A 14,043-nucleotide genomic window follows, 5' to 3' on the forward strand; every position below is an offset into this window, starting at 1 on the left:
TATTGGCGCCTTTTCAATTGGTAAATACTTCAAAATCAAGATATTGACCTTCTATACAAAAAGGATGCAATGGATTGCTTCTCAATACGTTACACTGAGGTTCACGATTTAGTACGAATATCCTACGAAGAAGAAAGGTTGCTATCTTTCATGAGTACATTGAACCAAAAAGTAATCCATTCAGAAGACGTTTTCCGGTCCATCGAGACGAACATGGCGATGATTCGATTTGATCGTCAACGCCGGGTCGTCGATGTGAACGATACATTCGCAAAAGCAATGAAATATAGACGCGAAGAGATGGTTGGCATGCAACACCATTTGTTCTGTCCTTCCTCCTTTGTCAATAGTCCAGAGTATTCGGCATTTTGGGAGAAACTTTGGAGCGGATTCAGTTTCTCGGATAAAGTGGAGCGTGAGAATGCAAAAGGAGAGACGATCTGGCTCGAGGCGACGTACATGCCAATCTTTGAAGGAGATGATGTCATCGGTGTCGTCAAAATCGCATCGGATATCACGGAGCGGCAACAGGTGATTGAGAATTATGCGTATCGCTTCAAATCGATGACCGATGTGCTCGATGAACGGGCGAAGACGGGTATGCAAGATACGAAAGTATTGAATGAGACGATTGAACGGCTTGCTAAAGATGCAGCGGACAACCTCCATGCCCTTCAGAACTTGCGTCGTCAAGCAGATGATATCGCGAAAATCGCACTGTCCATCAAAGAGATTGCCGCACAAACAAATCTATTGTCCCTGAATGCCGCCATCGAAGCCGCTCGCGCCGGTGAACATGGACTTGGATTTAATGTCGTGGCGACGGAAGTGCGGAATCTCTCCCGTATGGTTGAACGTGCGGTCGTCGACGTCAATTCAAATACGGAAGGGATGAACTTTGAACTACGAAAAATTGTAGAAGGTGTCACCGCATCCAATCAAGAAATTCAGTTGAGTGCAAAGACGATGGAACAGACCATGGATCGATTCCATGCGTTCGAGCAGGCAGCAGCCGAGTTACATGATACGGCCGACACGTTCACTTCTAACCTGTGAACCGATTGACCCTGTGATGGGTCAGTCGGTTTTTTTGAGCTGTAATGTATGACCGTTCTGCTTCAACCAAGCTTTCGCTTGATCTGTTTTTGGATATACGGTACGTAACGTGTTCCAAAATGAGGCAGAATGGTCGAAGTGGACGAGATGCACCCATTCGTGAGCGATGACGTAGTCCATCATTTCTTTTGGTGCGAGCATGAGGCGGACGTTGATGGAGATGGTCCCATTTGAACTACATGACCCCCAACGTGTCTTTTGGTGACCGATCCGAATCTTTTTCGCTTTCACGCCTAAGATTCTTTCGTAAGTCGGTGCCCGCTCGGTCACATATTCAAGTGCGCGTTCGCGTAGCCATGCCTCATAATGTTTAGACAGAGTGTTTTCGTCCCATGTCCCTGGTACGAAAAATGAGGAACCGTCATGTCTGAGTGTCGTGCCCTCATCTTTTTTGGTCGGATAGCTTTTTCCATGAAAGACGAGCCCCTCATCAAGAACAGACGTCTGTTTCGGAAGGTTGTGCCATGTATGACGAATCCATGAGTCGTGCTCTTCTAAAATGCGATCGACGACTCGTTTTGACAAACGTGCTGGGATACGTAGCTCGATGCCATTTGGTGTGACATAAAATGCGGCTTTTTTTCTTCGTTTATGTCTGACGATGTTGACGTTCATCCATTACCTCCTCTCTATATCTCGATTGAGTATAACCAAGTCGGCAAGAAACTGCCATGCTTTTTTGGCACGCAGTCGAATCAACTTTGATACAGTAAGAGGAGGAGGGATGAACATGAAATCAATTTTACAACAACAACTTGAACGTACTGGTACGAACTCAGTGAAGTGGGATGGGTTGGAGCGTTGGTTCCATCTGTCAGAAGAGGTGTTGCCGCTATGGGTGGCCGACATCGATATCCGTACAGCACCGTCTATTTCGGAGGCGCTCGCCAAGAAGGCCGCTCAAGGAGAATTCGGCTATACCTTGTTCGCGCCTGAAGCGCAGGAAGCGGTTCGGTCTTGGTACGGGCGACGTCACGATATGGAGATTGATCCGAAGCATGTCTTATTCTCAAGTGGGGTCGTCCCCGCATTGACACATATCGTTGAGGCATTGACGGAAGTCGGGGATGGTGTTGTCATTCAGTCACCCGTCTACCCACCGTTCCATGAACTCGTCGTTGGTTCGAAACGACAGGTGTTCGATGCGCCGTTGAAAGAGAACGATGGACGCTACGAGATGGACTTTGTCGCCTTGGAGGAAGCGATGAAACAAGCGAAGCTCTTCTTGCTCTGTTCTCCGCATAATCCGGTCGGACGTGTCTGGACGAGAGCAGAACTGGAAAAGGTCGTCGAGCTTGCAAATCAATATGGTGTCATCGTCGTCGCAGATGAGATTCATGCGGATTTGACGTTCCCTTCTCACAAACATACTGCAATCGGCTCACTCGATCCCCGCGTCATCACGGTAAGTGCGCCCTCAAAAGCGTTTAACATCGCGGGATTATTTGCGTCCTACATCATCTGTCCGGTTGATGAATGGCGGAAACAGATCACGAAAGTACAGAACAAACATCACGTCCTCCCGACACCGTTTGCGAACACAGCCATCATCGCGGCCTATACAGACAAACGTGCGGAGCAATGGCTCGATCAGTTACGTGAAGAACTCGAGCAACAAATGAGCGAGGTCATCGACTCGATTGAAACCCATCTACCGATGCTCCGTACGGCGCGTCCTGAGGCGAGCTATTTATTGTGGATCGACTTTTCGGAGCTCCCGATGTCTGCAGAGGAGAGAAAGTCTTGGCTACATCAAGACGTTCGAATCTTCTTGTCACCGGGTAGTCCGTTCGGTCCTCAAGGTGAAGCGTTTGAACGGATGAATATCGGGACGCGTCGCGAATTGCTAGACGAGGCAATCCAACGTCTCAGCGCGCAAATGAAGCGAAAAGCGTTTGTGTAAAACGAGAATCGGGAAAAATTCACAATGAGATGATGAGAGAAAGTGAGTGGATGGGATGGAGACGATCAATTGGAAGAAAAAAATGGAGGAACAGTTAAGGCGCAGTGGATTCACCTTGCAAGTCGAAAACATGTCCAATATTCGCTTGACTGAGATTCATGCGAGCTCTTCTCCGTTGATTTCTTATCCGCTCCGTGTCCGATTGTATGAGCGGATGGGCTGGCTCATGTGTGCGGTCGATTCGCCGACTCTTGACCGAAACGAGGACCATCCCTTATTCGAGCGGATGGTGACAGCCGTGTTCGAACGAATCGTACGTCATTTATACAACGGATATGGATTCCATGTGCTGACGTTCATCGGTGATACCGGGAACTATATCGCCCCGAAAGATTCTGAGACGGGCGAGGTCGTCAGGCTCGTCGCTCACCTATGGAATGACCGCTCCTATATCCATCTTGACACATTCGAGGAATATCCGGCCTTATATGTCACCCCACCGTGGGCCCACCAGGCGTATGCCATCGAGAGTACAGATGAAGAATGGGTCATTTACGCAGGTAGGGGAGGGAGACCATCGACCGATTATCGGGCGGATGGCGTCGAGTTAAAGCCTCATCGTCTGGCAGACGGTGAACTCTTTTTTCCGGTCGACCGCATCTCAAAACACAAAGGCACACTCGCTCTTGCCGAATGGCTCCGACTCGAGCGGAGAGAAGTTGAGGACTTCATGATGTCGTTCATGCAGATGATTCGAAAGTTCGACCCTTCCTTCGGATTCGCATGGGGTGGTACAGAGACGTTCTTTCACGGCGTGCCGGTTGAGCCTTATGCGCAAGTACTCAGACTCGAGAGCGGGAAGCGTCGCTATCGCGTTATGAACAATACGGCGAAGCGATTGTTTGCGGTATCGGATGACCCTAATGAATGTCTCAAGGAAGTGAGTCAGACGCTAGGGACGATCACGTTACCGGAACGACGGGTTTCAGCACTTGGTCAACTGATTATGGGGATTTGGCAACAGTTCGAGACCGATGAAGAGACGTATATCCAAGAAGTCGCATATCGGGACATCTCAAAATTTCAGATGGAAGAGAAAATCGGTCATGCTCTGGCGAATCAACAGCGTATTCGTTGGATCGATAAGAATCATCCACACAAGAATGTGATTGAATATGCCCATCTCCGTATTACGTTCCCGAAACGACCACCGGGCCTTGTCACTGTCGAACCTGCTGAATCTGGATATGAAAGAGGTGCTTTATGAGAATTGTGGACGCACGTGCCATGCCGATCGACCATGAGGATTTGATTGCTGTCACATCATCATCGGTCTACTATCGGGAAAAGAAAGATGAGACGACTTTCTCCCTCTATCGTTTTGATGAAGAGGACGGAATGATTACCCAGTTGAACCGTCGTCCCTATGAAGACTATGGGTATTCGAAACTCTTCGTGGATGGGGACGTCGTGTACTTCTTAAACGAGATCCCAGACGGCGAGGGAATCATCAAGACAGAGTTGATCGCGTTCTCTTATAAAGCAGGGAGAGAAGAAATTGTAACGACATTTGAGAAGAGAGGGAATAGCACGCTATTCTGGGTACTCGATCATCGTTACTTCCTCTTTTTGACGGCGTTTGAATCGTCTGATGAGGCATGGTTGTATGATCAGGTGACCGGTCAGCGTGAGCGTATTCGGGACGAGCGTCTAGTCGGGAAGACAGAACGATTCCGTGAGCTGTATTTGTTTACGACGACATTCGCGGGTATCGCGTATATCGTCTGTAACGCCAGACTCGATGAATTTGACTACTATGATGCACTCGACAATGGACGAGTCTCTCCGGACGATCCGATTGACCATTCGGAGGCGCTACTCATGTGTCCGCTCGAGGAGGCGATCGAGGCGATCTGGGATCAACGGGATGAATTGCCATTCGATGATGTTCTCCGATTGCAAGGGGAAGGCGACACGGTACAATACCTTGGTGAGAACGAGGGTATCCTTCGATTTTCAGCGTTCGTCGACTCTTTGAACGAAGAAGTCATCTATGATTTGACGGCACCTGATGTGTTACATGAAGTATCGGTTGTCGACTGGGGTGCCTATGAACCGCTCGACTTCACATATGACGATGTCAGTTCGACAATCTTCATTAAGGTAGATGAGAGTGACATGCATACGGAAGTCATCGATATTGCGACTGGGGCACGTTATATCGATGTGGAACCGTTCGAGCGCGTGATCGGTCGTCGTTATCTCGTTCATGAGTATACAGAAGGTCTTACGAGCGGCGTCGTCATTTTCGATTTAGAGACAGAGGAACGCTTTGCCTATGAAAATGCCTATTATATGGTCATCGATGATGCCGTATTAATCCTATCCATGTCGAGCACATAAATATAAACACCACCCATTTATTAGGTGGTGTTTATATTTGGATATATAGTTTACATAACATATTATTGCAAACCTGATATCGCGTGTTTTTTCCGCTCGTCACCGATATGGGCATACACTTGTGTCGTGGCCACCGATTCATGACCGAGTAGCTGTTGAATCGTCAATACATCGATTCCGCTCATCGCCAGTCGTGTAGCAAACGTGTGGCGGAGCTTATGGGGTGTCACTTGTTTATATGACAAGAAAGGGAGATATGGTTTCAATCGATCGATATGGCCTTTTAACACGTGTTGAACCGTACGAACGGCAATTCGTTTCCCTTTTTCATTCTGAAATAACGCACCTTCACGTGACAATTGACGGTATTCGATGAGCAGGGGCTGAAGAGGACCTGCTATCGGGATGAGGCGTTCCTTGTTCCCTTTACCGATGACACGGATGGTCTCGGTCTCGAAGTTAATATCGGTCCAATTGAGTCCGACGAGTTCCGACACGCGCATACCCGTCAGTCCGAGAAGTTGGATGATCAAAAAGTCACGTTCACGATTTGCCTCATACCAGCTCGCCTCACGGTTCGTCATCCCGACATTGCTGCGGACGAGCGTCGAGAAGTCGAGCCACTCTGACTCTGTCAAATAGATCGGGTTCCGCTTGCCTCGCTTCGGGCGCTCCACGGCCTGGAATGGATTGATCGTGGCCTGATTTGTCTCAATCAAATAATTAAAGAGTGATTGTAACGTGGAGAGTTTTCGATTGATGACACTCGGGGCGTTCTCGAGCTCAAGGGCGAGATAAGTCGCATATGCTTCTGCACCCGCGTGATCGATTTCCGTAAATGCCGCCAAATCAATTGTCTCGGGTTCTAACTCAGTCCCGCTCACGTGTTCGACCCAACGGAAGAAATCCAATACATCATAGACATAGCGTTGAGCGGTCTGTTTGGAGTAGTGCTTAGCCGCTAAGTGGTGGAAGAACTGTTGGATGAACACAGGTAATCGGTGCAATCCGTTCAGCTCAAACCGTTTCAAGTTCGTTGTCGTCGGCCGTTGTCCGAGTTGACGGAAGATACTCATTGAACCTCTCCTTTTCTTAAGAATCTAACTTGATTCTTTCCATTTTGTTTTCCTTCACGCAAATAATCATCTGCCTCTTTCAAGATCTCCTCTAACGTATCGAACTGTGTACGCACGGCAAGTCCGAACGTCATCGTGATATGGAGTTGTTCACCTTCGTATTCCAAACGTGTGGATTCGATTTGATGTCGCAACTGTTCCGTTATGGCGTAAACGTCTCCAGACGAGTTCGTATAGAAGAGCAAAAACTCTTCACCACCCCAGCGTACGGCAAGCCCGTCAACCGAGGACAGGATGGATGCGACTTGTTGGATGACACGGTCTCCACAATCGTGGCCATACGTCTCATTGAACGACTTGAATCCGTCGATGTCACATAGCGCAATGGCGTAAGAGATGCCGTCACGACTAGCCTGCTCGATGGATTCCGAGACGCGTTCGTGCCCGATTTTCCGATTCAGCAGCCCGGTCAATCCATCTGTCGAAGCGAGAACCTGCAATTGTTCGTTCGATTGCTCGAGTTCATCCGTCACCTCGACGACGGCTGATTCAAAGATGAAAGAGAGACCGGCAATCATCATGACCGTCGAAAGGATACAAAAGAGCCCAAGCGCCTGTTCAATAGGTTGCGGCAAAGTCACCATTCCGTCTGACACATTGACGAAGAGGATGCTATAGATCATCATTGCGAGGGCGGTCGTCAAGATTCGTTGTCCTTTTGTCACGCTCGGCATGAAAAAGACGCCATAGGCCATCATGAGTATGAAATAATGCATGTTGACATCCCAACCGAGAATGATAGTCGAGATGATTGCGTTATACACGACTTCGATGAAGAGTCCGGTGAAGAAAATGCCGTACCATCGCTTATGTACAAAATAAAATGAAATCGTGTAATATAGGACGCTCACTCCGTTAGAGATGAACAAAGAGGTCACATCCAATCGCCAGAATAACAGACAGAACAAGACATGAACGAACCAAGCGATGACGTTGCCATAAAACATGATGCGTTCATTATACAGCGTTCCGCGACGGGCATCATAAATTGTTCCCATCACACACCTCCTCTCATTCAGTATAGCGAAAGAACGCTTGTATTTATATAAAAGTCATCAAAATCATCCATGAAAAGACCTTATAACACGTCCTTATTATTGCGTGAAATATCTATTTCACGCAATGTTTATGAGTTGCATGATTGTTTCTGAATCGAATGGTTAATCGAACAATAAGTTTTATCGCAAAATAAACGGTAAACAATAATTTGTTATGTAAACCATATTGATTTGTCTTGAAATTGTAATGTTGGACCATTATACCTTATGATGAAAATAGGACTTGAAACGGTAAGTCAGGTAACGTTACACTGTAAACGTAAACCAAAGGGGGATTTTGGATGGATGATCAGCGTTTGAAGCAACTTTTGTCTGAAGCGAAGACCATCGCGGTCGTCGGTGTGTCCGACAACCCGAACAAGACGGCCAACCAGATTGCGGAGTATTTACTACGTGTCGGGTATACCGTCATCCCTGTCAACCCGATGCTCGAGGAGTGGAACGGCCGCAAGGCATATCCGTCCGTCGAGAGCATCCCGGGTAGAATCGATATCGTCGACGTGTTCCGTCGCAGCGAGTTTTTAGCAGGTGTCGCGGAAGATGCGGTACGACATGGGGATGTCGGGCTCGTCTTCAATCAGCTCGGTCTCTCAAGTCCAGAGGCAGAGCAAATCGTACGCGATGCCGGACTCGACTACATCGAGAACCGCTGCCTGTACGTGGAGCATGCTCGTCTACTCGGATAAGACCTACCTCCTTGGTAGGTCTCCTTTTTTTCAGCAACGGCTGACAAGGGAGGCTTGCCAGAATCGATGAACAGCTATACAATAGGAAAGAAAAACGAACGTGTGTTCGAAATTGAGGTGACTGCTATGTCAACAGATCTATTTAATTACAATGAAGAACACGACCGGGGATGTACATCGGGTCAACCGACCATCGCGGGCTTCACCATCTCGTCTATGAGATCGTCGACAACGCGATCGATGAGGCGCTCGCCGGGTTCGGCGGTCAAATCGATGTGACGATTCATAAGGACGATGCGATCACGGTCCGTGACCACGGACGTGGGATGCCGACAGGGATGCACGCCTCTGGAAAACCGACACCTGAAGTCATCTTCACCGTTCTCCATGCTGGTGGGAAGTTCGGGCAAGGCGGTTACAAGACGTCGGGCGGTCTCCACGGGGTCGGTGCCTCGGTCGTCAACGCACTCTCGAGCAAGGTCGTCGTGACCATCCATCGCGATGGGAAAGTGTTCGAGCAGACATTCGCGGACGGCGGTGTGCCGCAGACGACGCTCCTCGAGACGGGCAAGACGCGCCAGACCGGGACGAGCGTTTATTTTAAACCGGATGCAACGATCTTCTCGACGACAACGTATAACTATGACACGCTCGCCGAACGCCTTCGTGAATCGGCTTTCCTATTAAAAGGATTGACGATCACACTGACGGACGAACGTACGGATAAACAAGAGACGTTCCATTACGAGGATGGGATCGCTGAATTCGTTCAATATTTAAATGACGATAAGGCGACGCTTCATCCGATCGTCTACTTCGAAGGGACAGAGAACGAGATTGAGATCGAACTCGCATTCCAGTTCACAGACGCCTATTCCGAGAACGTCCTTTCTTTCGTCAACAACGTCCGTACGCGTGACGGTGGGACGCATGAGGTCGGCGCCAAGACGGCGATGACCCGAATCATGAATGAATATGCGCGTAAGAACGGATTGCTCAAAGAGAAGGACAAGAACCTAGACGGCGGCGACGTCCGTGAGGGACTCACACTCATCGTCTCGGTCCGAATCCCAGAGGAATTCCTCCAGTTCGAGGGTCAAACGAAGTCGAAACTCGGCTCCCCAGAGGCGCGTGCGAGTGCCGATAGCGTCATGGCGAAGCAACTGACAATCTTCCTAGAAGAGAACCCACAGATGGCCACGATGCTCATCAAAAAAGCGATTCGCGCGGCTCAGGCACGTGAGGCGGCACGAAAAGCACGTGAAGAGGCACGGAACGGTAAAAAGAAGAAACGTTCGAGCATCTTGAACGGGAAATTGACGCCGGCGACATCGAAGAATGCCGCGAAGAACGAACTGTTCCTCGTCGAGGGTGACTCGGCCGGTGGTTCCGCCAAACAAGGGCGTGACCGGACGTTCCAAGCCATCCTTCCGTTACGCGGGAAGGTCATCAACTCCGAGAAGTCAAAACTCCAGGACATCATGAAGAATGAAGAAATCAATACGATCATCCATGCGATTGGTGCCGGGGTCGGTCATGATTTCGATTTGGATGACTGCAACTTCGACAAGATCATCATCATGACGGATGCCGATACAGATGGTGCGCATATCCAAGTGCTCCTTCTCACGTTCTTCTTCCGTTATATGCGACCGCTCGTTGAGGCGGGCCGTGTGTTCGTCGCCTTGCCACCGCTCTATCGCATCTCAAAAGGGAAAGGCAAGTCCGAGCAGTTCGACTACGCCTGGGACGAAGAGGCACTCGAGAAGCTCGTCAAGGTATATAAGAAAGGCTATATCCTCCAGCGCTATAAAGGTCTCGGTGAGATGAACGCGGACCAGTTATGGGAGACGACGATGAATCCGGATACCCGTACGCTCATCCGCGTCACGGTGGACGACGCGGCCGTCGCGGACAAGCGTGTCTCGGTCTTGATGGGCGATAACGTCACGCATCGCCGTGAGTGGATCGAGGAGAACGTCGCCTTCGGACTCCAGGAAGATGATTCGATCATCGCCAATGAACATGTGACTAAAGCGATTGAGGAAGTGATGTAACGATGTCGACGATTCAACACATTTTAAACTTATCTCTCGAACAGGTCGTCGGTGACCGGTTCGGGCGTTATTCAAAATATATCATTCAAGACCGTGCCTTGCCGGACGCACGCGACGGGCTCAAGCCCGTACAACGTCGTATCCTTTATGCGATGCACCACGAGGGGAATACGAACGATAAGCCTTACCGAAAGTCTGCGAAGACGGTCGGGAACGTCATCGGGAACTATCACCCGCACGGTGACTCGTCCGTCTATGAGGCGATGGTACGTCTCTCTCAGGACTGGAAGCTACGCTATCCGCTCATCGACATGCATGGGAACAACGGGTCGATGGACGGTGACCCGGCAGCGGCCATGCGTTATACGGAAGCGCGTCTCTCGAAGATTGCTGGGGTCATGCTGACGTCGATCGCGAAGAACACGGTCGACTATACGCCAAACTTTGATGATTCGACGGAAGAGCCGCTCGTCTTGCCATCACTCCTCCCGAACTTGCTCATGAACGGGACGACAGGGATCTCAGCGGGTTATGCGACAGAAATCCCGCCGCATAACTTGACGGAAGTGCTCAACCTCGCCATCGCACGCTTGAAAGGTCAGGTCGATACGGCGAAAGACGCTCTCGAGTATGTCACAGGACCTGACTTTCCGACCGGAGGGACGGTCATGGGGAAAGACGGTATCCTGAAGGCGTTCGAGACCGGTAAAGGGAAGGTCATCATCCGCGCGAAATCAGAGATTGAGCAGCTAAAAGGTGGCCGTGAACAGATCACCATCACAGAACTCCCGTATGAAGTGAACAAGGCGAACCTCGTCAAAAAGATGGAAGAGCTCCGTCTCGACAAAAAAGTCGAAGGTGTCGCGGAAGTCCGTGATGAGACGGACCGGACCGGCCTTCGTGTCGTCATCGAATTGAAGAAAGAGGCAGATGCGGAAGGCGTCCTTCACTTCTTCTTGAAGCATACGGACCTGCAGCTCGCCTATAACTACAATATGGTCTCCATCGTGAACCGGACACCGAAACAGATGGGCATCATCCCGATCATCGACGCCTATTTGAAGCACGTCGAGGAAGTGGTCACACGTCGCACGACGTTTGAACTCGAACAGGCGAAAAAACGCGCTGAAATCGTCGATGCCTTAGAACAGGCCATCTCGGTCCTCGATGAGACGCTCGAATTGATCCGTTCCGCGAAAGATAAAGCGGACGCGAAGAAGAAACTGATGGAGCGGTTCTCGTTCACAGAACGCCAGGCCGAAGCGGTCGTCATGCTCCAATTGTATCGACTCACGAACACGGACATCGTCGAGTTGCAAAAAGAAGCAAAGGCGCTCCAAAAAGAGATTGCTCGCCTCTCGAACATCCTTGACGTGGATGCGACGAAACGGAAGTTGATCGTGAAAGAACTCACGGCGCTACGTGATGAGTTCGGGGATGACCGTCGTTCGGTCATCGAGTCGGAAGTCGAAGAATTGAAGCTGAAGACGGAAGTCATGATTGCCGTTGAAGAGACGATGGTCTTCGTCAGTCGTGACGGATACGTCAAACGGGCCTCGATGCGCTCATACGGCGCCTCAAGTGACGTCTTACCGGAGATGAAGGAGAAGGACCGTCCTCTCCTCACGACACAAGCAATGACGACAGATCACTTGCTCGTCTGGACGAACAAAGGGAGCTACCTCCTCATCCCAATCCATCAGATCCCTGAGTCGAAGTGGAAGGATGCCGGTCAGCACGTCGCCAACCTTGTCCCGATCGAGGGAGAACAGGTCATCTCGGCAGACGTCGGACGCCCATTGCCTCTTCGTGACGAAAGATGGCATGGTCAAGCGTACGCCGTTACGCGACTATGACGCGCAGCGGAAGTCGAAGCCGCTCATGGCCTTGAAGCTAAAAGGTGACGATGAGGTCGTCTTCGCAGGGATCAGTGACGGTCCTGGGCAGTTGTTCCTCGTCTCCGAGCGTGGATACGGCCTCTGGTTCAAAGAAGATGACGTCCCGGTCGTCGGACAGCGGGCAGCCGGTGTGAAAGCGATGAACTTGAAAGACGGTGACGTCGTCGCCGATGCCTTCTCGTTCTTTACGCCGCCGTTATTCGTCCTCGTGACGCAGCGAGGAGCGGTCAAGAAGATGAAACTTGAAGACCAGTTCGATTGCACGAACCGCAACCTTCGCGGAACGATGCTCATTCGTGAGGTCAAATCAAAACCGCACCAAATCCGTCGTGTGCTCCCTGTACATGGGGATGAGACATTGCATATCGTCGGAAAAGAGAAAGCAAAACAAGTGAAGACAAAAACACTCACGCTACTTGATCGCTATGCCAACGGATCGTTCGTCTTCGACGAAGATTCATTCGGTGAGATCGAGGACGTGTATCTCGATTAAAGAAAAGACCTGTCGATCGGCATAATCGCCGCTCACAGGTCTTTTTGTGTTAGCCATCCTTCTAGTTCTTGTTGCTGTCGACGGTGATGCCGTGTATGCATTTCGACAAGCTCGAACCACTCTCTCGCATTCAACCAGCCGAACCCACCGTGAAAGGTCTTCCGATCGTCTGTGGCGTCGCCTAAACGGGCTTCTAGCGCATCCATCCTTGAAATCAAGGCGGTTATCCGCCCGAGTAAATGCTCATTCGTATCGGTATTGTTCGGAGGTTGGTTCATCTCGGGAGGGAGCTCGATTTTGATTGGAGGAAATTCACCTTCTCGGAACAACTTCTCCCCGAATGGTGTCTTCTCTCCACCGAGTTGACCGTCTTCTTGAAGACAATGGTCGACTTCATCTAAATACTCATTCGCGACCAACATGATATGATCGTACATCTGACCAATTGACCAAATCGCAGGGGAGCATTTATATCGTAAGTCAGGTTCTGAATAATGTAACAAAGTTTCTTTGAAATGAGTCAGTTCATAACGATTCATGCTGCACCTCTCCTCTGTTTACTTTTAGTATACGTGACTTGTCCGAGTCTTCGGGGAATATAAATCTAAAAAGGAGAACGCGATGATTTGCCGAAAGAAACATGTAGGACAAATGATAGGGGGATCTATATGTCTCAATGGCTGACGTGGGCGAAACGGATTCAGGCGCTGTCTCAGGCCGGTCTGACGTTCACACGTGATCAATTTGACCGAGAACGATATGAAGAGCTCCAAGAAATCGCAAAAGAGATGTATGAACGACATTCAGACTTATCGAACGAGGCCATCTCACAATTGGCCCATGTTCAAGGGTATCCCACACCGAAGCTCGATGTACGAGGCGTCGTCTTCAAGGGGGACCGATTGTTACTCGTCAAGGAGCGGTCGGACGGGTTATGGACACTACCAGGCGGTTTTTGTGAGGTGAACCGTTCTCCTGCTGCGAATATCATCAAAGAAGTCGAAGAAGAGGCCGGCTTGGATGTCATTCCGGTGCGGTTACTCGCCTTATTTGATATGCACGAACATCCACACCCGCCACTTTCTGAGCACTATTACAAACTCTTCATCGAGTGTGCATTGATTGGTGACGGGGAAGGTGCTGCCGGCGTAGAGACGACGGATGTCGGATTCTTTGAACGCGACCATTTACCAGAGCTCTCCCTTGCCCGAAACACGCTCGAACAGATTCATATGTGCTTCGACGCGCACTGGCAAGAAGATGACTGGACCACCTTATTCGATTAGGAGGATT

Annotated in this window: 10 protein-coding genes and 2 pseudogenes; 8 read left to right on the forward strand and 4 right to left on the reverse strand. The window is 50.0% G+C overall.

Annotated features, from left to right (window positions below; translation table 11 throughout):
* The first annotated feature begins 150 nt into the window (after nt 1-150).
* Complete coding sequence (locus ON063_RS02935) at nt 151-1,056, forward strand: methyl-accepting chemotaxis protein (RefSeq protein ID WP_274664174.1); 906 nt, start codon at nt 151-153, stop codon at nt 1,054-1,056.
* 21 nt (nt 1,057-1,077) lie between these two features.
* On the opposite strand, the gene ON063_RS02940 is transcribed toward ON063_RS02935, so the two are convergent.
* Nucleotides 1,078-1,731, reverse strand: a complete 654-nt coding sequence (locus tag ON063_RS02940) for a M48 family metallopeptidase (protein WP_274664175.1) — start codon at nt 1,729-1,731, stop codon at nt 1,078-1,080.
* A gap of 115 nt (nt 1,732-1,846) precedes the next feature.
* Between ON063_RS02940 and ON063_RS02945 the strand changes: the two genes are divergently transcribed.
* The 3 genes from ON063_RS02945 to ON063_RS02955 are packed head-to-tail and all read left to right on the forward strand — an operon-like array spanning nt 1,847 to nt 5,422.
* Nucleotides 1,847-3,019: a MalY/PatB family protein gene (locus ON063_RS02945; protein ID WP_274664176.1), complete on the forward strand. Its 1,173-nt coding sequence runs from the start codon at nt 1,847-1,849 to the stop codon at nt 3,017-3,019.
* 55 nt (nt 3,020-3,074) lie between these two features.
* Nucleotides 3,075-4,286, forward strand: coding sequence for a hypothetical protein (locus ON063_RS02950; protein WP_274664177.1), 1,212 nt, complete (start codon nt 3,075-3,077; stop codon nt 4,284-4,286).
* The gene (locus tag ON063_RS02955) at nt 4,283-5,422 is read left to right on the forward strand and encodes a hypothetical protein (protein ID WP_274664178.1); all 1,140 of its coding nucleotides are present in this window, start codon (nt 4,283-4,285) and stop codon (nt 5,420-5,422) included. The genes ON063_RS02950 and ON063_RS02955 overlap by 4 nt, the downstream gene beginning before the upstream one ends.
* Nucleotides 5,423-5,484: 62 nt before the next feature.
* Here ON063_RS02955 and ON063_RS02960 read toward each other — a convergent pair whose 3' ends face one another.
* Both ON063_RS02960 and ON063_RS02965 read right to left on the reverse strand, forming a co-directional pair.
* Entirely contained in the window at nt 5,485-6,498 is a 1,014-nt protein-coding gene (locus ON063_RS02960; protein ID WP_074034446.1) for a tyrosine-type recombinase/integrase, read from the reverse strand.
* A complete protein-coding gene (locus ON063_RS02965) occupies nt 6,495-7,556 on the reverse strand; it encodes a GGDEF domain-containing protein (RefSeq protein WP_274664179.1) in 1,062 nt (353 codons plus the stop codon). The genes ON063_RS02960 and ON063_RS02965 overlap by 4 nt, the downstream gene beginning before the upstream one ends.
* A 341-nt stretch (nt 7,557-7,897) precedes the next feature.
* On the opposite strand from ON063_RS02965, the gene ON063_RS02970 reads away from it, so the two are divergent.
* The 3 genes and pseudogenes from ON063_RS02970 to parC all read left to right on the forward strand — a co-directional run bounded on the left by ON063_RS02970 (nt 7,898) and on the right by parC (nt 12,750).
* The gene (locus ON063_RS02970; RefSeq protein WP_211782816.1) at nt 7,898-8,302 is read left to right on the forward strand and encodes a CoA-binding protein; all 405 of its coding nucleotides are present in this window, start codon (nt 7,898-7,900) and stop codon (nt 8,300-8,302) included.
* Nucleotides 8,303-8,457: 155 nt separating this feature from the next.
* Nucleotides 8,458-10,359 (forward strand): annotated as a pseudogene (gene parE / locus ON063_RS02975) (DNA topoisomerase IV subunit B); the annotation flags it as partial.
* Nucleotides 10,360-10,361: 2 nt separating this feature from the next.
* Nucleotides 10,362-12,750, forward strand: a pseudogene (parC, locus tag ON063_RS02980) (DNA topoisomerase IV subunit A).
* 32 nt (nt 12,751-12,782) lie between these two features.
* Here the strand turns inward: parC and ON063_RS02985 are convergent.
* Nucleotides 12,783-13,289 carry a DinB family protein gene (locus ON063_RS02985; protein ID WP_274664181.1) on the reverse strand — a complete coding sequence of 169 codons (507 nt, stop codon included), beginning with the start codon at nt 13,287-13,289 and terminating at the stop codon, nt 12,783-12,785.
* Nucleotides 13,290-13,418: 129 nt separating this feature from the next.
* Here ON063_RS02985 and ON063_RS02990 point away from each other — a divergent pair, with 129 nt between their 5' ends.
* Nucleotides 13,419-14,036, forward strand: coding sequence for an NUDIX hydrolase (locus tag ON063_RS02990; protein WP_274664182.1), 618 nt, complete (start codon nt 13,419-13,421; stop codon nt 14,034-14,036).
* Nucleotides 14,037-14,043: the final 7 nt, after the last annotated feature.

It is taken from the genome of Exiguobacterium sp. B2(2022), assembly GCF_028823655.1.
In the GTDB taxonomy this organism is placed as follows: domain Bacteria; phylum Bacillota; class Bacilli; order Exiguobacteriales; family Exiguobacteriaceae; genus Exiguobacterium; species Exiguobacterium aestuarii_A.